General features: G+C 62.4%; 20 protein-coding genes and 1 pseudogene. 8 read left to right on the top strand and 13 right to left on the bottom strand.

All coding sequences use genetic code 11. The features are described 5' to 3' along the window. Nucleotides 1-115: 115 nt before the first annotated feature. The 8 genes from pqqA to pedF all read right to left on the bottom strand — a co-directional run bounded on the left by pqqA (nt 116) and on the right by pedF (nt 9,017). Nucleotides 116-187 carry a pyrroloquinoline quinone precursor peptide PqqA gene (gene pqqA, locus TK06_RS30665; RefSeq protein WP_003253598.1) on the bottom strand — a complete coding sequence of 24 codons (72 nt, stop codon included), beginning with the start codon at nt 185-187 and terminating at the stop codon, nt 116-118. Between the two features lie 275 nt (nt 188-462). Beyond that, nucleotides 463-1,983 (bottom strand): acetaldehyde dehydrogenase ExaC, encoded by a 1,521-nt coding sequence (gene exaC, locus TK06_RS07005; RefSeq protein ID WP_063321443.1) that lies wholly within the window; start codon nt 1,981-1,983, stop codon nt 463-465. 305 nt (nt 1,984-2,288) lie between these two features. Further along, nucleotides 2,289-4,064: a PQQ-dependent methanol/ethanol family dehydrogenase gene (locus TK06_RS07010; RefSeq protein WP_063321444.1), complete on the bottom strand. Its 1,776-nt coding sequence runs from the start codon at nt 4,062-4,064 to the stop codon at nt 2,289-2,291. Between the two features lie 408 nt (nt 4,065-4,472). Further along, nucleotides 4,473-5,573, bottom strand: coding sequence for an RHS repeat-associated core domain-containing protein (locus tag TK06_RS30670; RefSeq protein WP_086936593.1), 1,101 nt, complete (start codon nt 5,571-5,573; stop codon nt 4,473-4,475). A gap of 386 nt (nt 5,574-5,959) precedes the next feature. Further along, the gene (locus TK06_RS07020; RefSeq protein ID WP_063321446.1) at nt 5,960-6,889 is read right to left on the bottom strand and encodes a quinoprotein relay system zinc metallohydrolase 1; all 930 of its coding nucleotides are present in this window, start codon (nt 6,887-6,889) and stop codon (nt 5,960-5,962) included. Between the two features lie 16 nt (nt 6,890-6,905). Beyond that, nucleotides 6,906-7,664 (bottom strand): quinoprotein dehydrogenase-associated SoxYZ-like carrier, encoded by a 759-nt coding sequence (locus TK06_RS07025; protein WP_063321447.1) that lies wholly within the window; start codon nt 7,662-7,664, stop codon nt 6,906-6,908. Between the two features lie 10 nt (nt 7,665-7,674). Beyond that, on the bottom strand, nt 7,675-8,550 hold the full coding sequence (locus TK06_RS07030) for a substrate-binding periplasmic protein (protein ID WP_063321448.1): 876 nt from the start codon (nt 8,548-8,550) through the stop codon (nt 7,675-7,677). Nucleotides 8,551-8,555: 5 nt separating this feature from the next. After that, on the bottom strand, nt 8,556-9,017 hold the full coding sequence (gene pedF / locus TK06_RS07035; RefSeq protein ID WP_063321449.1) for a cytochrome c-550 PedF: 462 nt from the start codon (nt 9,015-9,017) through the stop codon (nt 8,556-8,558). A 254-nt stretch (nt 9,018-9,271) separates the two neighbouring features. On the opposite strand from pedF, the gene exaA reads away from it, so the two are divergent. Next, nucleotides 9,272-11,128 carry a quinoprotein ethanol dehydrogenase gene (exaA, locus tag TK06_RS07040; protein ID WP_063321450.1) on the top strand — a complete coding sequence of 619 codons (1,857 nt, stop codon included), beginning with the start codon at nt 9,272-9,274 and terminating at the stop codon, nt 11,126-11,128. A gap of 147 nt (nt 11,129-11,275) precedes the next feature. After that, nucleotides 11,276-11,920, top strand: coding sequence for a pentapeptide repeat-containing protein (locus tag TK06_RS07045; RefSeq protein ID WP_063321451.1), 645 nt, complete (start codon nt 11,276-11,278; stop codon nt 11,918-11,920). Between the two features lie 165 nt (nt 11,921-12,085). Here the strand turns inward: TK06_RS07045 and TK06_RS07050 are convergent, their stop codons facing one another. Together TK06_RS07050 and TK06_RS07055 are read right to left on the bottom strand one after the other, a co-directional pair. Continuing rightward, a complete protein-coding gene (locus TK06_RS07050; protein WP_063321452.1) occupies nt 12,086-12,724 on the bottom strand; it encodes a response regulator in 639 nt (212 codons plus the stop codon). After that, nucleotides 12,724-13,978 (bottom strand): annotated as a pseudogene (locus tag TK06_RS07055) (HAMP domain-containing sensor histidine kinase). The gene TK06_RS07050 and the pseudogene TK06_RS07055 overlap by 1 nt, the downstream one beginning before the upstream one ends. 285 nt (nt 13,979-14,263) lie before the next feature. On the opposite strand from TK06_RS07055, the gene TK06_RS07060 reads away from it, so the two are divergent. From TK06_RS07060 to TK06_RS07085, 6 genes are all read left to right on the top strand, one after another. Further along, nucleotides 14,264-15,430: an ABC transporter substrate-binding protein gene (locus TK06_RS07060; protein ID WP_063321453.1), complete on the top strand. Its 1,167-nt coding sequence runs from the start codon at nt 14,264-14,266 to the stop codon at nt 15,428-15,430. Nucleotides 15,431-15,457: 27 nt separating this feature from the next. After that, nucleotides 15,458-16,447, top strand: coding sequence for a YVTN family beta-propeller repeat protein (locus TK06_RS07065; RefSeq protein ID WP_063321454.1), 990 nt, complete (start codon nt 15,458-15,460; stop codon nt 16,445-16,447). Further along, complete coding sequence (locus TK06_RS07070; RefSeq protein ID WP_063321455.1) at nt 16,444-17,175, top strand: ABC transporter ATP-binding protein; 732 nt, start codon at nt 16,444-16,446, stop codon at nt 17,173-17,175. Before TK06_RS07065 ends, TK06_RS07070 begins: the two co-directional genes overlap by 4 nt. Beyond that, the gene (locus TK06_RS07075; protein WP_063321456.1) at nt 17,172-17,963 is read left to right on the top strand and encodes an ABC transporter permease; all 792 of its coding nucleotides are present in this window, start codon (nt 17,172-17,174) and stop codon (nt 17,961-17,963) included. Before TK06_RS07070 ends, TK06_RS07075 begins: the two co-directional genes overlap by 4 nt. Nucleotides 17,964-18,110: 147 nt before the next feature. Then, nucleotides 18,111-18,644: a PQQ-dependent catabolism-associated CXXCW motif protein gene (locus TK06_RS07080; protein ID WP_063321457.1), complete on the top strand. Its 534-nt coding sequence runs from the start codon at nt 18,111-18,113 to the stop codon at nt 18,642-18,644. 60 nt (nt 18,645-18,704) lie between these two features. After that, complete coding sequence (locus TK06_RS07085; protein WP_063325092.1) at nt 18,705-19,370, top strand: response regulator transcription factor; 666 nt, start codon at nt 18,705-18,707, stop codon at nt 19,368-19,370. Between the two features lie 159 nt (nt 19,371-19,529). Here the strand turns inward: TK06_RS07085 and nahK are convergent, their stop codons facing one another. The 3 genes from nahK to TK06_RS07100 all read right to left on the bottom strand — a co-directional run bounded on the left by nahK (nt 19,530) and on the right by TK06_RS07100 (nt 24,122). Beyond that, nucleotides 19,530-22,169 carry a hybrid sensor histidine kinase/response regulator NahK/ErcS' gene (nahK, locus tag TK06_RS07090; RefSeq protein WP_086936594.1) on the bottom strand — a complete coding sequence of 880 codons (2,640 nt, stop codon included), beginning with the start codon at nt 22,167-22,169 and terminating at the stop codon, nt 19,530-19,532. Next, nucleotides 22,099-23,262, bottom strand: a complete 1,164-nt coding sequence (gene nosP / locus TK06_RS07095) for a nitric oxide-sensing protein NosP (protein ID WP_063321459.1) — start codon at nt 23,260-23,262, stop codon at nt 22,099-22,101. Before nosP ends, nahK begins: the two co-directional genes overlap by 71 nt. 332 nt (nt 23,263-23,594) lie before the next feature. Beyond that, a complete protein-coding gene (locus tag TK06_RS07100; RefSeq protein WP_063321460.1) occupies nt 23,595-24,122 on the bottom strand; it encodes a nitrous oxide reductase accessory protein NosL in 528 nt (175 codons plus the stop codon).

Raw genomic sequence — 24,122 nt, forward strand, 5'->3', positions numbered from 1 at the left:
TCATCGGTAAGCCTGTTGTTATTGTCTTGGGATACCTTGAGCCTAAAGCATCCCACCGCGATTGCAATCAGACCAATGGGTAGCCCGGCCTGAACGCGTCAGGCCGGGCTGGCACTCATCGGTTGGCGAAGTACATCGTCACTTCGAAGCCAATACGCAGGTCGGTAAACGCGGGTTTAGTCCACATGGGTCTTTCCTCTTCTTGTACCGGGCGATTCCGGCAAGTCATTAATGCATACCCCGCCCAAGGCTCGAATGCTACTTTCGAAGCGGTGGAGGGAGTGCGTTGGTACTACTGGAGAGCGGGCACCTGTGGCGAGGGAGCTTGCTCCCGCTGGGGCGCGAGGCGCCCCTTCTTCAAGGCACTGCATTTGAGTGCTTGATGATTACTTTTGGGGCCGCTGCGCGGCCCAGCGGGAGCAAGCTCCCTCGCCACAGTGTTCACTCACTCGATGTCGGGGGTTAGAAGAACCCCAACGGATTGATGTCGTAGCTCACCAGCAGGTTCTTGGTCTGCTGGTAGTGATCGAGCATCATCTTATGGGTTTCACGGCCGACACCGGACTTCTTGTAGCCACCGAACGCGGCGTGCGCCGGGTACAGGTGGTAGCAGTTGGTCCAGACGCGACCGGCCTTGATCGCCCGGCCCATGCGGTAGGCGCGATTGATGTCGCGGGTCCACAGGCCGGCGCCGAGGCCGAACTCGGTGTCGTTGGCGATCGCCAGGGCTTCGGCTTCGTCCTTGAAGGTGGTCACGCCCACTACCGGGCCGAAGATCTCTTCCTGGAACACACGCATTTTGTTGTGGCCCTTGAGCAGGGTCGGCTGGATGTAATAGCCGCTCGACAAATCCCCCTCGAGTCGCTCGGCAGCACCGCCAGTGAGCAGCTCGGCGCCCTCTTGCTGGGCAATTTCAAGGTACGACAGGATCTTGTCGAATTGCTGCTCGGACGCCTGGGCGCCGACCATGGTCTCGGTGTCCAGCGGGTTGCCACGCTTGATCTTGGCGATCTTTTTCATCACCTCGGCCATGAACGGCGCGTAGATCGACTCTTGCACCAGGGCCCGGGATGGGCAGGTGCAGACTTCGCCCTGGTTGAAGAACGCCAGCACCAGGCCTTCGGCGGCTTTCTCGATGAAGGCCGGCTCGGCCTGCATGATGTCTTCGAAGAAGATGTTCGGTGACTTGCCGCCCAGTTCCACGGTGGACGGGATGATGTTCTCGGCGGCGCATTTCATGATGTGCGAGCCGATCGGGGTGGAACCGGTGAAGGCGATCTTGGCGATGCGCTTGCTGGTGGCCAGGGCTTCGCCGGCCTCGCGACCGAAACCATGGACGATGTTCAGCACGCCGGGCGGCAGCAGGTCGGCGACCAGCTCGATGAAGACCATGATCGATAGCGGCGTCTGTTCAGCCGGCTTGAGCACGATGCAGTTACCGGCAGCCAGGGCCGGGGCGAGTTTCCAGGCGGCCATCAGCAGCGGGAAGTTCCACGGGATAATCTGCCCGACCACGCCCAGCGGCTCGTGGAAATGATAGGCCGTGGTCAATTCGTTGATCTCGGCCGCCCCACCCTCTTGGGCGCGGATGCAGCCGGCGAAATAACGGAAATGGTCGGCCGCCAGCGGCACGTCGGCATTGAGGGTTTCGCGTACGGCCTTGCCGTTGTCCCAGGTCTCGCTGACAGCGAGGATTTCCAGGTTCTGCTCGATACGGTCGGCGATTTTCAACAGCACCAGGGAACGGTCCTGCACCGAGGTCTTGCCCCAGGCATCGGCGGCGGCATGGGCGGCATCCAGGGCCTTGTCGATGTCGGCGGCGCTGGAACGTGGGAATTCGGCAATGACTTCGCCATTGACCGGGGACGTGTTCGTGAAGTATTCGCCGTTGACCGGCGCGACGAATTCGCCGCCGATGAAGTTGCCATAGCGCGGCTTGAAGGAAACGACGGCGCCTGGAGTTCCGGGTTGTGCGTAGATCATGATGGGCCTCTGCCTGGTCGATGCCTGTCGCGGGACAGGCGATAGACCGATGGTAGAGAGCCCCGCGCGGCGGACGAATGCGTCGTTGGCAGGGGGACTCTCGTTATTTGGTCGTAGATTCAGAGCAAGGCATCCGCGAACGTGAACCCATCGCAGATACCTTTGTGGCGAGGGAGCTTGCTCCCGCTGGAGTGCGAAGCGCTCCCCTTACCTCGGTTCATGGCCGAAAAACCTGGCCCGCCGGGTTGGCGACTGCTTCGCAGCCGAGCGGGAGCAAGCTCCCTCGCCACGGTTCAGTGCGGATATCAGCGTTTGGCCACCAACGCTTTCGGCAACTTGAAGGTCCAGAGCATCCCGCCCTGGTTGAAGTCCTTCACGCGCTTGGCCACCTCGCCCCCCCACAGCGGCACCGCGCCGCCCCAGCCGGAGACCACGGAGACGTATTGCTCGCCGTCCATTTCCCAGGTGATGGGCGAACCGAGCACGCCGGAGCCGGTCTGGAATTCCCAGACCTTTTCCCCGGTCTTGGCGTTGAACGCCTGCAGGAACCCTTCAGGCGTGCCGGTGAACACCAGGTTGCCCTTGGTGGTCAGCACCCCACCCCACAGCGGCGCGTAGTTCTTGTGGCGCCAGACTTCCTTGCCAGTCTTGGGGTCGATGGCCCGCAGCACGCCGATATAATCCTCGTTCAGCGGCTTGATGGTGAAACCGGCGCCGAGGAACGCCGCGCCTTTCTTGTAGGCGATGCCTTCGTTCCAGATGTCCATGCCCCATTCGTTGGACGGCACGTAGAACAACCCGGTGTCCTGGTTGTAGGCCATCGGCATCCAGTTTTTCGCGCCGAGGAAGGCCGGTGCGACGAACACCGAACTGCCCTTGGCTTCGCTGCCCGGCGCGCCCGGACGGCTGGCCTCGTTGTAGATCGGCCGTCCATCCTTGTCCAGGCCAGTGGCCCAGGTGATCTTGTCGACAAACGGGAAGCCGCGGATGAACTTGCCGTTGGTGCGATCGAGCACGTAGAAGAAGCCGTTACGGTCGGCGGTCGCTGCCGCCTTGATGTCCTTGCCACCTTCCTTGTAGTTGAACGAGATCAGCTCGTTGACACCGTCATAATCCCAACCGTCATGAGGCGTGCTCTGGAAGTGCCATTTGATGGTGCCGTCGTCCGGGTTCAGGGCCAGGCGCGACGACGAATAGAGGTTGTCGCCAGGCCGCAGGTGGGAGTTCCACGGCGCCGGGTTACCGGTGCCAAACAGCAGCAGGTTGGTTTCCGGGTCGTAGTAGCCGCCCAGCCAAGGTGCGGCACCGCCGGTTTTCCAGAGATCGCCCGGCCAGGTCTTGCCCGCCTCGCCGCCGGAAATGCCATTCTCGACGGCCTTGCCGTCCTTGTAGACGTAGCCCATGTGGCCTTCCACGGTGGGGCGGGTCCACAACAGCTCACCGTTCTTCGGATCATAGGCACTGATCTGGCCCACCACACCGAACTCGCCACCGGCCACGCCGGTGATCAGCTTGCCATTGACGATCAACGGCGCGGCGCTGATGGAGTAGCCTTCCTTGTGGTCGGCAACCTTCTTGCTCCACACCACTTTGCCGGTGTCCTTGTTCAAGGCCACCAACTTGGCGTCGAGGGTGCCGAAGAACACCAGGTCGCCGTACAGCGCCACGCCACGGTTGATCACGTCGCAGCAAGGGCGGATGTCATCGGGCAGGCGCGCATCGTATTGCCACAGTTTCTTGCCGGTGCGCGCATCCACCGCGAACACCCGTGAATAAGAACCGGTGAGGTACATCACCCCGTCCTTGATCATCGGCTGGGCTTGCTGACCGCGCTGCTTTTCGCCCCCGAAGGAAAACGCCCAGACCGGCCGCAGGTCCTTGACGTTGTCAGTGTTGAGGGTATCGAGCGGGCTATAGCGCTGGCCCTGGACACCCAGGCCGTTGGTCACGATCTGCTCGGGGTTCTTCGGATCCTGGAGAATTTCCTGATCGGTCACGGCTGCAAGGGCCGAACCGGACAGCAGCATGGCACTGAGCAGCAGGCTCACGGCGAACGGTTGGCGACGTGCGGGTTGACTCATGACGGCTACCTCTGCGGTTATTGTTATACCCGGGAAATTTTCCCGGTCTGTCGCAGATTCTTGGCCCCAGGGCCGCTGGCAACAATTGCCCGCAGTGTTGAGTTTTCTAGTTCCTTGGTACATGCCAAAGGCGGCTTGGTCGGCCAACGCAACGCCCCCGTGGTGAGGAAATGAGCAACTGCTCCCTCTTATTTGAGCACCCTGACGTTTGTGCGGCGGTCTCGTCGGTAAAAACCACAACTCCTTGGGCATCTGTCCAATGCAGTCTGCTTAAGGTCTTTCTATCCACCGCCCAAGTACTCTATGCGTGAGCTCGGTTACGTTCCTTCACCAATGTAGCAACCTCTTGAAATGTGGCTGATTGCAGTCTAGCGCGATACGGATTCAACTATTTCCGGGGCGATGCCCTCAAGGAAGATCAGTCAAGTATTTATCGCGAATTCGGTTTTGCTCTGCAACCAAATCAGACTCAGACCTAGCTTTCAGTGCATACAATCGCAACCTAAGTTTATATGCATCAACTATTTCCTCGTCGAACTTGAGACTGTTGTCTTCTAGGGCGCCTGCAAGATACTCGTTTTCATCCGCTACCTTCTTCTCCAAATAATCGAAGATACCACGATGCTTAGTTTGTTCGATGGCCGCTTGGCGCTGCATCGGCTCTAAATGAGGTTTTTGGAATTTGTCTGTCAGTGAAGAAAACGGATGGTTTTCAGGGCGCGCCGCCTTATAAGCAAGGTTATCAAGTCGGATTCCGGTTTGTGGCGTGGTGTTTTTTTTGGGGCCGCCCCCCGCGTTCAATACCTTCTTATCTGCTTGGAAGAGCTGCCTCTGAGCATCACGTTTAATCGCCTCAATCGGTTCATCTAAAGCTTGAATTCTTTTTAACGCACGTTTTCCTTCAAAGCTGGTGACCCCTTTCTTTGTCCAAAGACCTTCACCCACGTACGTTTTTTTCAGGCCGAACAATTCCAGTGGAGTGTTCCCTGTAGGATCGCATCTATTAATCGGGTCGCCCAAGCAGTATGCATATCCATTTAGTCCACCTTCCCCAAACGGACTAAAACTGTCTGGACTGTTAAATCGCATCAACACCGGGCTGAACGCCCGACGCCCATTACCCAATAAATAATGCCCGGTCACCGGATCCGCTCGTTCGCCGTTGAACCCCAGCAAACTGGCTACACCGCGTTCAATGGGGCGATGGCCGTAAGGTGAATAGGCGATGGGTTGTCGCTGGCTGTTTTCACTGAGCCTGTGCAACACCGACCGCTGGCAATCGGTTATCAGCAGCGCAGTGTCAAACTTAACGCCATGACACTGTTGCGCGAGTAGCTGGTCGTTGTATTGGAATATTGAATTTTTTATCGTGCCTCGAATCTCTGTGACCAGGCGCTTTCTGCAGTAGAAACGCTGAGATTCAGGCCCATTCAGCAACGTACAGCCGATCAAACGGTCGAGCGGGTCGTAATGGTATCGACAGAGCAACGATTCGTGTTGGGTAGGCATAGGATGACACCTAGTAAGTTTTGACGTGCAACTGAAGGGTAGTGGGTAACTGCATCAGGCGACTACTAACAGAACTGTTAGGTTAGCGAATTGGAACACCGCGCTTTTGGATGCTTCAGGCAGCTGCGCAGCCCTGCGGGAGCAAGCCTTCATGAAAAAAATCACAACCTGCTGATTTTTAAAAAACTCTGCTAAACACAGTTCGGCAATGTGGCCTCAGTTAGGCGAGCACCTCCCTTTGTGGCGAGGGGATTTATCCCCGCTGGGCTGCGCAGCAGCCCCATGAGCCCGTCCAGTCACCCCGATAGTCGGCAGAAGATAGAGGGCCGCTTCGCGCCCCAGCGGGGATAAATCCCCTCGCCACAGAGGATTTGCTCAGCCAACGGTCATTGGGCGTCCACCCGCTTCATCCCCGCCCGCTCATAGCGCGGATAGAGATGGCTGACACTGCGAATCAGCTCATAACGACTCAGGCTGATCCCGGCAAAGCGCTCGGGAATGGGGCTGCGGATCATCTCGGCCATGTCATCGCCCCGCGCCGCGCCGTCGCGCATCAGTTGGTCGAGCCAGCCCAGGTAATCGCGCATCTGCGCAAAGGGTTGGGCGCCGGTCGCCACTGGGCCGTGGCCGGGCACGATCTGTTTCCAGGGCAAGGCCTGCAAGGTGTCGAGGTCCTGGAGCCAGACCTCCAGCCCCGGGCTGTTGGGGGTGGTCAGGGCGCGTTCGTAGAACACCAGGTCGCCGGCGAACAGCACGCCCGTGGTTTCGTCGAGGATCGCCAGGTCGGCCCCGGTGTGCCCGGCCAGTTGCAGCAGCCGCAACGCGTGATTGCCCACCTTGAGCACACCGAGCGTCAACGCTTGGGTGGGCAGCACCACCTCGGTGCCGCGCATCCAGTCGCCCACCAGCCGGTACATGTTCTCCGCCATGGCGTCGCCCTGCTGGCGCAGCAGGTCCGTGGTCCCGGCCAAGGCGCCGATGGGGACGTCGCTGAAGGCCTGGTTGCCCAGTACGTGATCGGGATGATGATGGGTCAGCAGGACCTGGATCACCGGCTTATCCGTCGTTGCCGCAATGACCTGGCGCAGGGCTTCGCCGTAGCGCTTCGACGGCCCGGTGTCGATCACCACCACGCCGGCATCGGTGACGATGAACGCGGTGTTGACGATGTTGCCGCCGTTGGCCTTGGCAAAATTCTCGGTGCTGCCTTCCAGCAGCCAGGTGCCTTCGGCGATCTGCCGGGGCTTGAGCGCGTAGTCCGTCCCGGCCCACGTCGGCCAGCACAGGCTCAGAAACATCAGCAACAACCAGCGCATGGCGCGCTCCTTGTGGTCAGGGGATCGCCGCCTCGAACGTATTGCCGCTGTTGTCGCGCAGCAGCAGGCGGGTCTGGCCCGGGCCTCGGATGTCGAAGCCCAGGTTGGGGTTTTCACTGACCGCCGGGAACAGCTCCAGGCGCGCCAGCACCTGGCCGTGGGCGTCCAGCAGTTGCGCCTGGTTGAGGAAGAATTCCGGGATACCGCTCACCAGGCCGTTATCCATCGGGTGGGCCACCTGCAGGCGCAGGCGACTGCTGTCACCACGGGGATAACGGGCGCCGAGCACTTCGCCCAGATGTTCCTCCCAACCCGGCTGGGTGCGCACCACACTGGGCGCGGTGCAGCCGCCACCGGCCGCGTCGATCAGGGTCGAGCCGACGTGCCACAGGCCATCGCGGGTCTGCACGGCAGCACGCAGTGGCGTGGCTTGCTCGATACGAATCCGGATCGACAGCCAGGGCAGCACCCGCTCCCCCGGTTGGAAGTCGACGATTTTCGGCAACGGGTTCAGTTCGGCCCAGGCCAGCACCCGTACGACGTCGCCAGTGAAGGCCCGGGCATCGATTTCCAGTGGCACCTGGCGTGCGTCTTCGGCAAAGGGTGGGGCCAGCAGGCGCACCCGGTCATCGAACACGAACGGCGCATCGCCCAGCAGTTGCTTGTGATAGAAGGCCCACATCACCGAGGGTACCGAGTCCTTCCCCGGTTCGACCGCCGCCAGCGCAATCGTCGGCAGGCCGCACCACAGCAGGCACCACATGGCCCATTTCATCCCTGCGCTCCTATTGATACATCTCCGGCACTTCGTAACGCAGGCCGTAATGGGCATAAAGAGTCTTGACGCTGCCGTCGCGGATCAAGCCTTCCAGCGCCTCTTCCACCGCATAGGCCAACTGACGGTTGCTTTCATGCACCGCCATGCCGATTTCCCAACGTTGCTTGCCCATGCTCGGGTAGGCGTTTTCCGCCAGCGCCAGTTGCGGATCAGCCGCCTCGTGCACTTGCCAATCGACCTCACCGCGCATGGCCATGACGGCGTCCACCTCCCCGGCCTGCATGGCCTTGAAGGCCTGGCTGACACCGGGGTAATGGCGGGTCTTGGCACTGAGCATGCCGTTGAACACCGAGATCAGGTAGAACGACGGCACACTGTCGACTTCCACCCCGATGGGGTGTTGCTGGAACACTGCGACACTGCCCACCGAATCCAGTCGGCGGCGGTCATATGCCACCTGCCAACATTCCTGCTGATAAGGTCCGAACATCACCACCTGGGCATTTTCCAGCTCACCGATGTCGTTGCGCTTCTGCACGTAGTCGTGGTCGTACGGCACACGCATCATCAGGTCGGCCAGTTGCCGGTCGTGCAGCGGGCTGCTGCGCCAGATGTAATCGCGCAAATCGTCATCAAGCTTCTCGCCGGGAGGCGCCCACATCAATGTCAGACGCACGCCCATGGCCTTGGCCAATGCCTGCGCTAGCTCCACGTCGACGCCCCGGGGCTGGCCTTGGTCTTCGAAACTGTAAGGGGCGAAATCCTTGTAGACCGCCACTTTCAACTCTCCGGCGGCGATTATCTGATCATAGCTGCGCACCTGCGCCTGCGCCGCCTGGCCACACAGCAGCAGGCTGCACATCACCCACGCGAACAGGCGCATGGCGATCACTCCTCGACGTGTACGCTGTCGAGATAGGTGCGCACCGCCCACAAGGCTTCCTGGCTCAGGTAGTCGGCCATTTTCGGCATGTAGACCCGGCCGTCGCGCACCGCGCCGTGACGTACGCGCTCGACGAACCATTCATCCCCGGCTTCGGCGGCGTCCAGCATCCGCAGGTCCGGGGCGATTCCGCCCGACTTGGCCTCCAGGCCATGGCACGCGGCGCAGTTCTGGTTGTAGGCCGAAGCGCCGATTTCTATGGCTTTGTCACGCTCGGGGGAACTGCGATAGGGGTTCTGGGCGGCCCAACCATCACCGTCCAGCGGCAGGTTGGTGTCCTTGATCGGGGTCAATCCCTTGGTTTCCACTGCCTGGGGCACTACGTTGCCATGGGCCCATGCGGAGCCTGCGCCGGTCAGCCCCATCAGCAGTGCGGTAGCGATGATGGCGTTGCGTTTTGTTGTCATTGTTATGCCCTCTGGATTGCACGCAAGACCTCTGTGAAGAAGCCGTGCCGTCATCTTAGGAACCGCCCTGCCCCAGCCGAATGCTGCTTTGGTGGCCGGGGTCTAGTTCCTTGGTAGCAGGCCATCCGACGCAGGTCGTAAAGACAGGTGGTTTGGGAAGTCTTCCCGGCAAGGGCGGGACTTTTTCCGTATCGGCCGGGTCGTGGCACCACTCACCCTAGTCAGGCCAAAACCTTTCACTGGGAACTGCCACCATGAGAATAAAAACGCTACCCGCCCTCTCCTCCCTGACGGTCGCCTTGCTGCTGGCCGGCAGTCTGTCAACGAGTCCGTTGGCGCGCGCTGCCGTCACCTGGGAAGACATCGCCAACGACCACCTGACCACCCAGGACGTGCTGCAATACGGCATGGGCACCAACGCCCAGCGCTGGAGCCCGTTGGCCCAGGTCAACGACAAGAACGTGTTCAAGCTGACCCCGGCCTGGTCCTACTCATTCGGCGACGAGAAGCAGCGCGGCCAGGAATCCCAGGCCATCGTCAGCGACGGCGTGGTGTACGTCACCGGCTCGTACTCGCGGGTATTCGCCCTCGACGCCAAGACCGGCAAGCGCCTGTGGACCTACAACCACCGGCTGCCGGACAACATTCGCCCGTGCTGCGACGTGGTCAACCGTGGCGCGGCCATCTACGGCGACAAGATCTACTTCGGCACCTTGGACGCGCGAGTCGTCGCCCTGGATAAGAACACCGGCAAAGTGGTGTGGAACAAGAAGTTCGGCGACCACGCCGGCGGCTACACCATGACCGGGGCGCCGGTGCTGATCAAGGACAAGACCAGTGGCAAGGTCCTGCTGATCCATGGCAGTTCCGGCGATGAGTTCGGCGTGGTCGGCCAGTTGTTCGCCCGCGACCCCGATACCGGCGAAGAAGTCTGGATGCGCCCGTTCGTCGAAGGCCACATGGGCCGCCTCAACGGCAAGGACAGCACCCCGACGGGCGATGTCAAGGCGCCCTCCTGGCCCGACGACAAGACCACTGAAACCGGCAAGGTCGAAGCCTGGAGCCACGGCGGCGGCGCACCTTGGCAGAGCGCCAGTTTCGACGCCGAGACCAACACCATCATCGTCGGCGCGGGCAACCCTGGCCCTTGGAACACCTGGGCGCGCACGGCCAAGGATGGCAACCCTCACGATTACGACAGCCTCTACACCTCCGGCCAGGTGGGCGTCGACCCAAGCACTGGCGAAGTGAAGTGGTTCTACCAACACACGCCCAACGACGCCTGGGACTTCTCCGGCAACAACGAGCTGGTGCTGTTCGACTACAAGGACAAGGACGGCAAGGTGGTCAAGGCCACCGCCCACGCCGACCGCAACGGTTTCTTCTACGTGGTGGACCGCAACAACGGCAAGCTGCAGAACGCCTTCCCGTTCGTCGACAACATCACTTGGGCCAGCCACATCGACCTCAAGACCGGTCGCCCGGTGGAAAACGCCGGCCAGCGTCCGGCCAAGCCATTGCCGGGTGAAACCAAGGGCAAGCCGGTGGAAGTCTCGCCGCCCTTCCTCGGCGGCAAGAACTGGAATCCCATGGCCTACAGCCAGGACACCGGCTTGTTCTACGTCCCCGGCAACCAGTGGAAAGAGGAATACTGGACCGAGGAAGTGAACTACAAGAAGGGCTCGGCCTACCTCGGCATGGGTTTTCGCATCAAGCGCATGTACGACGATCACGTTGGCAGCCTCCGGGCGATGAACCCCACCACCGGCAAGGTAGTCTGGGAGCACAAGGAACCGCTGCCACTGTGGGCCGGAGTACTGGCGACCAAGGGCAACCTGGTGTTCACCGGCACCGGCGACGGCTTCTTCAAGGCCTTCGACGCCAAGACCGGCAAGGAGCTGTGGAAGTTCCAGACTGGCAGCGGCATCGTCTCCCCACCCATCACGTGGGAGCAGGACGGTGAGCAATTCATCGGCGTGACCGTCGGCTACGGTGGTGCCGTACCGTTGTGGGGCGGCGACATGGCCGAACTGACCAAGCCGGTGGCCCAGGGTGGGTCGTTCTGGGTATTCAAGATTCCGAGCTGGGATAAGGCAACGGCGCAGAAATAACCTGAGCCCAACTGGGTCCTGACCCACACCACAACCCCCTGTGGGAGCGAGCTTGCTCGCGATAGTCCAGTGTCAGTCAACATGAATGCCGGCTGAACCACCGCCATCGCGAGCAAGCTCGCTCCCACAATTGCCCGAGTTCGTGTCATGAAATGCTTGCCATTGCTGCTTCTGTTCATCGGTGCCTGTGCCCATGCCGACGACTCTGATACCCCTCTGACGATCAACGGCTGCCTCATCGCCGAAGCCAGCCAATGCCCCGGCGCCAACCTGCGCGGTGCAAGACTGGCGAACCAGGACCTGCGCAAAATGAACCTCAGCGGTGCCGACCTGCGTGATGCCGACCTGCGGCACGCACGGCTGGACCTGGCCAACCTCGAGAAAGCCCAACTGCAGGGCGCCAACCTGACCCGTGCCAGCCTGCAACAAAGCAACCTGCGTCTGGCGGACTTCAGCGGCGCCACGCTCAAGGCGATCCAGGGTTGGGGTCTGTTCGCCCAAGGCACGCAGTTCCAACGTGCTGACCTGACCGCCGCCTACCTTCAGTTCGCCCGCTTGTCCGGTGCCCGCTTGCACGAGGCGAACCTGCAGGCGGCGGACCTGGAAATGGCCTGGTTGAGCAAGGCCGACCTCAAGGGCGCCGACCTGCGCGACGCCAACCTGCAGGAAGCCAAGCTCGGCGAAAGCAACCTGGAACAGGCCAACCTGAGCGGTTCTCGCCAGCACTACGGGAATTTCCAGGATGCGAATATGGAGGGCTGTACCGGTTGCCCGACTTCCTGGGATCAGTAAGGATTGCCACAACCCCCTGTGGCGAGGGAGCTTGCTCCCGCTGGGCTGCGCAGCAGCCCCCCTCCGCCGGCCAACTCAGTCAATCCGTCCTACCGAGGTGCCTGGTTTCAGGGCCGCTTCGCGCCCCAGCGGGAGCAAGCTCCCTCGCCACAATGAACCCGGGATTTATCCCGCCACCCGCACCACCCCCATATCGATCCCCAAGTGCACCAGCTCGGCATGGGAGCTGACCTGCAACTTGCTCTTGAGCAGCGTCAGGTGGTTGGACACGGTCTTGGCGCTGATGCACAGCTGTTCGGCAATGGTGCGGGCGGGGGTGCCCTTGGCGAGCATGACAAAGATCTCCAACTCCCGTTGAGTCATGCATTGCAGCCGCGGGTCGACATCCTGGCGCGAACGGGTGCAGGCCAGTTGCGTGGCCAGGGATTGCTCGATGTAGACATGCCCGGCCAGCACTCGCCGCACCGCGTCGACCAGCACCTGGGGTGCCGAATTCTTGGTCAGGTAGCCCGCGGCGCCAGCGTCCAATGCCTGGCGCACCAAGGGCAATTCATCGTGCATGCTGAAAAACAGCACCCGCAGTTGCGGCAGGCGCTGGCGTAGCCGGCGGGTGGTTTCCAAGCCACTGATACCGGGCAGGCCGAAGTCCATGATCACCAGATGCGGCACCTGCTCCTGCACCTGGCTCAACGCCTCCTCACCGGTCGCCGCTTCGCGGACCTGCAGGTCCGGCATCAACACCCGCAAAAGGCTGGCATAGCCCTGCCGAACCACCGCATGGTCGTCCACCAACAGAATGTTCATCACGCCTCCAGGGCAATATTCAAGGCCAGCGCCCAACCGGCGCCAGGCTGGCTGAGGATGCGCAGCTCACCGCCCAGGCTGCGCGCCCGCTCGGACATCGAGTGCAAGCCGACACCGGCGCGCGATGGTTGCGTCGCTCCACAACCGTTGTCGCGCACCAGCAACCGCAGGCGCCCGGCGCGATGTTGCAGGCGAATCCGCACCTGCGTGGCGCCGGCATGCCGGGCAACGTTGGTCAACGCTTCCTGCAACAAACGATACAAGTGGGTCTTGTCCGGACCGGACAAGGACGGCAGCGTTTTGTCGATCCACACCTGACAGGTGATGCCCTGGCTGGCCTGCCATTGCCCGGCCAATAGCCTGATGGCCTCGCACAATGGCAGGTACTGCAACACCACTGGGTACAAGTCATGCACCAGTGCCCGGAAACCCGATTGCAAATGCTCGCAATGCTCTTCGAGCTGGCTGACGGTCTGCTCCAGCACCGGCGGCTGATCCATCACCAGCCGCAGCAGGCAGGCGCGAGCACGAATGCCGGCCACGTATTGGCCCAAGTCGTCGTGCAGGGTCTGGGCCAGCTGGGTACGCTCCTGTTCCTGCACGGCCAGCAAGGCCTGGGTAAGCCGGGCGTTATCGGCCTGGGCCTCGGCCAGGGCAGCGGTCATGCGATTGAAATGCCCCGCCAGATGCTGCGCCTCCGGGACACCCTCAGTGCCCAGGCGCACCTGCAGGTTCCCGGCTGAGACCTGACGCAACGCATGCAGCAGCTCATCGAGCAAGCGCATGCCCCGGCGTACCCCCCCAACGAATCACCAACAGGCTGAGCGACAGCGCCAGGGCACAGACGTACAACAGTTGCACCAAGGAATCGAGAATCTCGTCGATTTCATCGCGAGGGTCGACGGCAATCCAGGCCCGCCGACCGTCCGGCAAATCCACCACCTGGGCCGCAGGTCCGTCATCCATTAACCGGCGGCCGAGCCAGGCCTTCATCCCGGCTTCATCCGCCGGGAACAGCTCCCCAGGGGCCAGCCAACGGACCCGCACATGCCGCAGGCTGCCGGTCAACCGCGGCTGGAAACTGCCCGGATCGCGCTCGGCGGTTTCGCGCAGGTAACGCACCACCGACTCGGCCGATTGCAGCTCTCGTTTCACATCGGCCGTGGCCTGGTGCAGCAGCAGGACGGCACAGGCCAGGGTGACCAGGGCGAAGAAGGCGGAAACCCATAGGTTGATGCGCCAGAGGGCTGACATGGCTAGCGCTCCAGGCCTGAATTGGCACCCACAGGGGGGGCTTGGGAGTTTCCAGGTTTTGGGATGATCAACCCCGATCAAACTCAGGATCAGCAGAAACGGCAACAGCAGCGCTTTGAGAATCCGCATGGTCTGCCCCCTCCTGGTCAATGACGATGCCTTGCATGCTAAAACCCCGGCTTCCAAGGTGAGTTACTACCTTGGTACTGCACCGGCGGTACTTTCTGCATATTTCCCCATGACCCTGGGCTTCCTATGCTGGCGCTACCTGCAATGGAGGATGTCATGCGCCGGCTCGTCAGTTACGCCCTGGTTTCTCTGCTGGCAGCGGCAACTGCTCACGCGGACGATGCCACGCCGCTGCAAGTGCGCATCGGCTACCTGGGTTACCGTCCCGATCCGGGCCCGTTGCTATCCAACGTCATTGCCGAACCGGCCGATGCCGGGTTGCGCGGCGCTGAATTGGCGATCGTCGACAGCAACAGCACCGGGCGTTTTCTCAAGCACGACTACCGCCTGGAAAGCACCAGCGTCGACACTCCCGAAGCGCTGCTCCAGGCCGCCCGGACCCAACATGACCAGGGCCTGCGGCTGTTCGTGGTCAACGCACCGGCCGCCAGCCTGCACCAACTCAGCGCCGCCCTGCCCGACAGCCTGCTGTTCAACGCCGGTAGCCCCGACGACAGCCTGCGCACCACCGACTGCCTGGGCAACGTGCTACACAGCCTGCCCGACCGCGCCATGCTCGCCGATGCCCTGGTGCAGTTCAGCGTCGTGCGTAAATGGCAGCGGGCCTTGCTGATCGTCGGCCAGACGCCCGAGGACCAGGCCTATGCCGCCGCATTGCGCCGGGCCATGAAACGCTTCGGCATGAAGATCGTCGCCGAGAAGGCCTGGCAGTTCGACAACGACCAGCGCCGCAGCGCCCAGGCCGACATGCCGCTGTTCACCCAGACCGCCGAGTATGACGTGGTGCTGGTGGCCGATGAGCGCGGCGACTTCGGTGAATACCTGCCCTACCAGACCTGGTACCCACGCCCGGTGGCCGGCACCCAAGGGCTGACGCCCACCGGTTGGCACAAGACCGTGGAAACCTACGGCGCGGCGCAACTGCAAAAACGCTTTGAAGCCCTGGCCGGACGCTGGATGAACGACCGCGACTTCGCTGCCTGGATCGCCGTGCGCAGCATCGCCAGCGCCGTGAGCAAGTTGCGTCAGGACGACCCGCTCGCCATTCGCCAGCTGGCCCTCAGCGACCAGTTGCCTCTGGACGGCTTCAAGGGTCGCAAGCTCAGCTACCGGCCCTGGAACGGCCAATTGCGCCAACCGATTCCCCTGGTCCAGCCACGGGCACTGGTCAGCACCTCGCCCCAGGACGGTTTTCTCCACCCTTCCAATGAAATGGACAGCCTGGGTTATGACCGGCCCGAAGTAAGCTGCCGTTACCCCTGATCGATAACAACAATAAGGAAAACCGCCATGCGCCGCCCGCTGTTCAAACCAGCCCTGCTCTGCCAAGTCCTTGCCCTGGGTGCTGTTCTGCTGGCTGCCGGCCCCGCCGCCGCCAGCATCGCCTGGGTCTCGAACGAGAAGGACAACAGCCTGAGCCTGATCGACATGCAGAGCCTGGAAGTCATCGAGACCCTACCGGTTGGCCAGCGCCCCCGGGGCCTGCTGCTGTCCCACGACAATCGCCTGCTGTACATCTGCGCCAGCGACTCGGACCGGGTCCAGGTGATGGATGTCGCCACCCGCAAGATCATCAAGGAACTGCCTTCCGGCAAAGACCCGGAGCAATTCGCCCTGCACCCCAACGACCGCTGGCTGTATGTCTCCAACGAAGACGATGCCCTGGTCACGGTGATCGACACCCAGACTTCCGAAGTGCTGGGCCAGATCGGCGTGGGTGTCGAACCCGAGGGCATGGCCGTCAGCCCTGACGGCAAGTGGGCGGTCAACACCAGTGAAACCACGAACATGCTGCACTGGATCGACACCAGTACCCAGACCCTGGCTGACAACACCCTGGTGGACCAGCGGCCACGTTTCGTCGAGTTCAATCGCGACGGTACGCAGCTCTGGGCCTCGGCGGAGATCGGCGGCACGTTGACCGTACTCGACGTCGCCACGCGCCAGGTGCTCAAGACCCTGACGTTCCAGATCAAGGGTGTGCACCCGGACAAGGTCCAACCAGTGGGCATCAAGCTCAGCGCCGACGGTAAGCTGGCGTTCGTCGCCCTGGGCCCGGCCAACCATGTGGCGGTGATCGACGCCAAGACCTTCGAAGTGCTGGATTACCTGCTAGTGGGCAGACGGGTCTGGCAACTGGCGTTCACCCCGGACCAGAAGCAGCTGCTGGCGACCAACGGCGTCAGCGGCGATGTCTCGGTGATCGATGTAGAGAGCCGCAAGGTCCTGAAGTCGGTGAAAGTCGGGCGCTACCCTTGGGGCGTGGTGGTCACGCCATGAACGCCCTGGAGGTCAGCGACCTGAGCTTTGCCTATGGCGCGCGCGAAGCTCTCAAGCAGATGAACTTCAGCCTGCCCGCAGGCCGTTTCGCCGCGCTGCTGGGTCCCAACGGTGCCGGCAAGTCGACGCTGATCGCCCTGCTCACACGCCTGTACGACCTGCAACGTGGCGAGATCCACATCGGCGGTCATTCCCTGCAGAAATCACCAAGACCGGCCCTGCGCCAGTTAGGTGTGGTGTTCCAACAGAGCACGCTGGACCTGGACCTGAGCATTGAACAGAATCTGCGCTATCACCTGGCGCTGCACGGTTTTTCGCGGCGCCAGGGCAGCGCCCGCATCGACGCCGAACTGACCCGCCAGCACCTGACGGAGCGCCGCCACGAGCGGGTACGCGACCTCAACGGTGGCCATCGACGCCGGGTTGAGATCGCCCGCGCCTTGCTCCACGAACCGCACCTGTTGCTGCTCGACGAACCCAGCGTCGGCCTCGATCCGGCCAGCCGCCTCGCCCTGGCTCTGCACATCCGGCAACTGTGCAGCGAGCAAGGCATCAGCGTGCTCTGGACCACTCACTTGCTCGACGAAGTGCAGCCCAGCGACGACCTGTTGATCGTGCACCAGGGCCGTCTGGTCGCCAGCGGACAGGCCGACGCGGTGAGCCTGGAACATGGGGGCACCCTCGGTTCGGCCTTCACCCGCTTGACCGCCACGGGAGTCGGGCCATGAATGCGTACTGGCAATGTTTCAGCGGCATCGTGACGCGCGAATGGCTTCGCTTCGTGCTGCAACGCACACGGCTGCTCAGTGCCCTGGTACGGCCCCTGCTGTGGCTGCTGGTGTTCGCCGCCGGTTTTCGCGCGGCACTGGGCATCGCCATCATCGCGCCCTACGACACCTACATCCCCTACGAGGTGTATATCGTGCCCGGGCTGGCCTGCATGATCCTGTTGTTCAACGGCATGCAGGGCTCGCTGTCGATGGTCTACGACCGGGAGATGGGCAGCATGCGCGTGTTGCTCACCAGCCCCTTGCCCCGGGCTTTCCTGCTGGCAAGCAAGTTGTTGGCGACCTCGCTGATCTCGCTGTTGCAGGTCTATGCCTTTCTCGCTATCGCCTGGCTGTACGGCATCCAGCCACCGACCATGGGCCTGCTGCTGGCCCTGCCGGCCCTGTTGCTGGTGGCCCTGATGCTCAGCGCCCTGGGCTTGCTGCTGTCCAATGCCATCCGGCAACTGGAAAACTTCGCCGGGGTGATGAATTTCGTGATCTTCCCGATGTTCTTCCTGTCTTCGGCGCTGTACCCGCTGTGGAAAATGCAGGAAGCCAGCCCGTGGCTGTACTGGCTTTGCTCGGTCAGCCCGTTCACCCACGGCGTGGAGTTGGTGCGTTTTGCGCTGTACGAGCAGTTCAACCTGCTGGCGATGGCGGTGTGCGTGGGGTTGACCCTAGTGTTCGCGCTGTTGGCGGTGTGGACGTTCAATCCGCAGCATGCGGCGTTGCGCAAGGCCAATTGAACTGCCCCATCCCCATATCCCGTAAGGGCTCTGTGCAGGGTCCATGGCCAAAATTACTACTTTAGTACTGGTTTTCCTGTCTATGGTCGCATTCACAAGACCTCGACCCTGGCATGTAATGGGCGCATAACAAAAAGGATAAATCCTATGCCCCGTTTGCTGGCGATCCTCCTGCTGGGCCTGGCGCTGAATGTCGCGCAGGCCGATACCGCGCTGTTTTCGGCGCAGGGTTATCGCATCGCCCAATACCGCAGCCCGACGCCCGCCACTGTCGACGGCGCCCAGACCCTCGATACCCAGGCCCTGCAACAGCTGCTTGAGCAAGCCTCGCCCCCGGTGCTGATCGACGTTTATCGCCGGGCGTGGGTCCAAGGGCGTTTCATCGACAACGAACCCCACGCCAACCTCCCTGGCAGCCTGTGGCTGGCCAATACCGGTGACGGCGACCTCGACCCGACCTGGCAGGACTACTTCAGCCATCACCTGCGCACGGCCACCGGCGGGCGGTTGGATTCGCCGTTGGTCTTTTATTGCCGCGCCGATTGCTGGCTGAGCTGGAACGCGGTAAAACGCGCCGCTGCCATGGGCTATAACCATGTGTACTGGTATCGCGATGGCCTCGATGCCTGGGAGGCGGCCAACCTGCCCCTGCAAGCGGCCCGGCCCGAACCCTTTCCCTGATTTTGCAAAGAAATGCGTGCAACTGCCCTGCCCCACACGACAATAACGAGGTGAATGGCCATGTATAAAATCCTGATAGCCGACGATCACCCACTGTTTCGCGAAGCCATCCACAACGTCATCAGCGACGGTTTTCCTGGCAGCGAGGTCATGGAGACCGCCGACCTGGACAGCGCCCTGGCCTTGACTGTCGAGCACGACGACCTGGACCTGATCCTGCTGGACCTGAACATGCCCGGCATGCACGGGCTCAATGGCCTGATCAACCTGCGCAACGAGGCACCGACCATCCCCGTGGTGATTGTCTCCGCCGAGCAGGACAAACAGGTGGTGCTGCAGGCCATCACCTATGGTGCGGTGGGCTTCATCACCAAATCCTCGCCACGCTCGCAGATGACCGATGCCATCGAGCAGATCCTCAACGGCAACGTGTACCTGCCGCCCGACATCATTCGCACGCAAAAAAGCCCGATGGGCCGCCGCCTGAACGAAACCCCGGCATTCCCGCCGGAACTGCTCCAGGCCTTGACCCGCAAGCAACTGCTGGTGCTCGAACGCATGACCAAGGGCGAGTCGAACAAACAGATCGCCTACACCCTGGACATCGCCGAAACCACGGTCAAGGCCCACGTCTCGGCGATCCTGCGCAAACTCAACGTGCACAACCGGGTGCAGGCGATCCTCAGTGCCGGGGATATTGATTTCGGGGCTTATTTGCGGCGCTGAACAGGCGCCATGAATCCCTGTGGCGAGGGAGCTTGCTCCCGCTGGGGCGCGCAGCGGCCCTGAAAAGTCTGCAACAACACCGATAATCAGGGTGGCGCGCGAAGGGGGCTGCTTCGCAGCCCAGCGGGAGCAAGCTCCCTCGCCACAACAGTGTTCGGCTCAAGATCGGGGGGGATTCAGCAGATGACTCATCGCAATCTTGAGCTTCATCGGCCGCACCGGCTTGTGCATCAGGGTGTGCCCGCGTTCGCGGATCTGCTGCTTGAGTTCGTTGCTGTAGTTGGCGGTGATCATCATGGCCGGGATCGGTGAGGCCCGGCGGGCGTTGATCCTGGCCACCGCATCGACGCCATTCTGATCGTTGTCCAGATGATAATCGGCGATCAACAAGTCGGCCTCGGCATGGTAGTTATCCACTTGGCGGGCCAGGTCCTGTTCCGACAACGCGGTCACTACCTGGCAACCCCAGCCCTCCAGCAACGTACGCATGCCGGCGCAGATCGCTGCATCGTTATCCAGCACCCAGACCCGCGCCCCGCGCAGGCGTTCGAGCATCGGCTCGCTCATGTCCAGGCACGGCAGCGGCTTGGGCGCGGTGGCGCTCAGCGGCACGTCGATGGAGAACATCGAGCCCTTGCCCGGCCAGGAGCGCACCTGGATCCGGTGCCCGAGGATCCCGGCGATTTTTTCGACAATCGCCAGGCCCAGGCCCAACCCACGGTCCTGGTTCGGGCGTTGCACGTCGCCACGCTTGAACTCCTGGAATATTTCCTCAAGGCGGTTCTCGGCAATACCGATGCCGCTGTCCCAGACCTGGATCGACACGCGCTGGCGGTGTCGCCGGCAACCCAGCACCACCCGCCCGCTGGGGGTGTAACGAATAGCGTTGCTCAGCAGGTTGCGCAAAATCCGCGCGAGCAATTGCATGTCGCTGCGCACCAGCACCGAACAACCGACAAAGTGCAGCTCCAGCCCTTCGCTGCGGGCGATCTGGGCGTATTCGGCGGCCAGGTTGTCCAGCAACTCACTGAGGCCAAACGGCGCAACGTCGGCCTTAATCACCCCGGCGTCCAGCTTGGAGATGTCCACCAGGGTGCCCAGCAGGTTCTCCACGTCCTGTAGCGAATTGCTGACGTTACGCACCAGTTGCGCGTTGGCGACCGGCTCGCGACGCTCAAGCAAGGCACTGGTGAACAACCGGGCAGCGTTGAGCGGTTGCAGCAGGTCATGGCTGACCGCTGCGAGAAACTTGGTCTTCGACAGGTTGGCCTGCTCGGCTTCGCGCTTGGCCTCTCGCAGGCGCAATTCCACCCGGCTGCGCTCGTCGATCTCGCGCAGCAACTGGTCATTGAGCGTGGTCAGTTCGGCGGTCCGTTCCTGGACCCGCTGTTCCAGGTTCTGATAGGCCTGGTGCAGCGCCTCGGCGGTGCGCCGGCGCTCAGTGATGTCGCGGATCAGCACGAAAATCCCCACCACCTCGCCGTTGGCCAAGCGGTTGGGTACATAGGAGCGCAGCATGTAGCGCTCCTGGTTGTTGATGTTGGTCTCGGCGAACTCGAACGTCACGCTCTCCCCCGCCAACGCCCGGGCCACGTAGGCTTCCAGGCGCTGGTAATGCTGCTCGCTGTGGGCCTCGCGCAGGCTCTGGCCGAGCATCACGCCACGGGGCCAGCAATACCATTGCTCGTAGACCTTGTTGGTGAATTCGTAGACCAGGTCGGCGTTGAGGTAGGCAATCAGCGCCGGCACATGGTCGGTGATCAGGCGGATCCAGCGTTCGCTTTCGCTCAGCGCCTCGGCGTGCTGGTAGCGTTCGGTGATGTCGGTGAAGGTGTTGACGTAGCCGCCAGTGGGCAAGGGATGCGTACGGATCTCCAGGACCCGGCCATCGGACAGGCGCTGCTCGGATTCGTGGATCAACCGGCCGTTGCTGTCGCGACTGGCCGGGGTCAACAGTTGCAACTCACTGTCGGCAATCACTTCGTTGAACGGCCGGTGGGCCGCTACCGGTGCCAGGCCGCTGAGTTCGAGGAAGCGTCGGTTCCACAGCTCCAGCACGCCTTGGGCGTTGATCATCGCCACGCCCTGGGACAGGTTGTCCACCGCCCGCTGCAACAGGTGGGATTTCTGCGCGATGGCCTGCTCGCGGCGCACGGTTTCGCTGAGCTTGACGTCGGTGATGTCGGTAAACAGGATCACCCGCCCGCCTTCCTGGGTCGGCCGCTCGCTGACTTGCAGCCAACGCCCGTTCTGCAAGCGATACAACACGTGCTCGTCGGCCTGGCCCCGGGGCTCTTCGCTGAACAGTCCGTTGGCGGTCATCAAGCGCTTGACCTCGGAAAGGCGCATGCCGGCGATGATGCGCACCCGGCTGTTGGCCCAGAAAGCCTTGAAGCGGCTGTTGAACAGGACAATGCGTTGCTGCTCGTCGAACAGCACAAACGCATCGGAGATGCTTTCGATGGCGTCGATAAGGTGCCGGTGGGCGGTTTCCGCTCGCAGCCGCGCCTCGCCCAGCAAGTGATTGCCGGCCTTGAGTTCGGCCATGGCCTGGTTCAGGGCATCGGTGCGCTCGCGCACCTGCTCGGCCAGCACCACCGAGTGCTGGAACGCCGCGTACGGGTCGTTGCCCCGAGTTACGCCGGACTCCACCCGTTCGATCAGCGCCTCATTGATGCGCCGCAACTTGCGGTTTTCATGCTGCAGGGCAGCGAGCTGGGCCTGCAGCTCAGCGATGGCCGGGGACGCGATGTCGGGCAATGGCAACTCCGGTGAACGTCTGGTTGATATGCATGCCATTGAACTGTTCTCCATAGGTGTTGAACCCCATCACCCGTTGTTCGCGCAGGAACTGACCGATCTGCTCCAGGCCGCCGCGATCTTCCAGCTCCAGGCGCCGGAGAAAGCAATCGCAGCCGATGGTCAGCAGCAAATCGCCGAGGCGTGCCTGCAAACCGTCGAACAGCGTTTGCAGGTTGTGCAGCAAGGGCCCGGGAGTCATGGCGGTGAGCACGATGCCGTTCTCCACCGCACAGTAGAAACTCAGGCTCAGGTCCGGGTGCACCTGCTGGATGGCGCGCACGTAGTACTGGTCGTTGATGCGCACCGCCAGTGGATGGGCGGCGAAGACCCGGTAGTCGAGGGCGCTCACCGGCACGCCGATGTGCCGGGCGTATTCTTCGGCGGCGGGTTCGGCGTTGAGCTCGTAGACCCGTCGCGAGGCGCTGTCGGCGCCGGTCACCACCAGTTTCTCCTCCCGGGGCAGGATGTGATGGGTGGTGAAGACTTCGAATTCCAGCCAGGTGTTGATCAGCACCACCACAGCCGCGCCACTGTGGAACTGGCCTTCGAAGTACACGTGGGTGTGAGTCAGGTAGTTGTCATCGCCAGCCGAACCGCCGAAATGCGGGATGTCCCCCAGCGCGGCGCTCAAGGCCGCCAGCACCATCTCCTCGCGGCTGGACAGGCCATCGAGCAGGGTCAAGGCGAAGCTGTGGCCCTTGATCGGGGCCAGGGCGTTGCTGCGACAGCCGCTCGCCAGACGTTCGACCATTTGCTGGGCGTCGATCAGGCTGAAGTGCTCCATCTCGCCGATCAGTTCGGCGGCGATGGAAAAGTGCCGGTGATCGAAACCCACCGCCGTCACGCAGTTGCGACCATAACCTTGCGCGGTGATTTCACCGGCGCTGGTACAGCCCACCAGGCGAATCCCACCGAAACTCTGGGACAGCGCCTGGCCCAGGGCCGGCAGGTCATATTCGGCGGAACAGAAAAACAACACGAAGCCCAGGTGCGGGTGCAACAACTGCCGCGCCAACTCCTGGGCCACCTGCTGGACGTCCGTGGCCTGGGACATGGCGCTCACCACACCTTCGCTCTGGGCCTGCTGCATCTTCGCCTCCGACGGGTGCGTGATAGGAGCCCTGAGTGTACGAAGCCGCGTCGAGTCGACGTATGCTACTTGGGTAGCGGGTGGACGCTTCCATGGGATGAGAAGATCGGCGCACATGACGGTGCCGCCACCACCCACACCCCTGATATGGAATACCTTTGTGGCGAGGGAGCTTGCTCCCGCTGGGTTGCAAAGCAGCCCCAAGCAAATTGAATGCAGTCAACCTGACACAGCGCGTTGTCAAGTCTCAGGGCTGCTTCGCAACCCAGCGGGGCGGTGCGACGTTTCGCTAAATCCCTTCACCACAAAAGCGGTTCGGTGTGCAGGCAATATCAGTGACTCATCGGCGACATGGCGGTCGCCTGCCCCAGCAGTTCCTGGTCGATGTCTTCCAGGCGCAGCACCCGACCACCGGTATCGCTGGCGAGTTTTTGTGCCGCCTGGGGGTCGGAGAACGAAGCCAGGACAACGCCCATGGCGCCCTTGAGCCCGCTGCCGATGACGAAGTAGGCGGTCCGGGCGTCGATCAGGTGGGCGTCATCCGGTGTGTCCCAATGGCTGCGGCCCATGTCGTGGACATACAGCTTGACGTCGGCCCGATGGTTTTCCGGCTGCAACCACCAGCCCAGCATCTCCGCCGGCGAGCAGAATTTCTTTACGCCCCCTGCCCCGACCGCCGCGCCCTTGGGTCCGGGAAAGTCAGTGATGACCATGCCGCACACATGGCATTCGTCACTGGGATGGAACGCCAGCGCCGCCTCGCTGGCCGCGGGTGGCTCGGCCTTGCCGCAGGCCGCCAGTGCCAGGCACATCAATACCCCGACCCAAAGGCGACCCGCCTTGAAATACACCCTGTTCAT

This window comes from Pseudomonas fluorescens (genome assembly GCF_001623525.1).
GTDB lineage: Bacteria > Pseudomonadota > Gammaproteobacteria > Pseudomonadales > Pseudomonadaceae > Aquipseudomonas > Aquipseudomonas fluorescens_Q.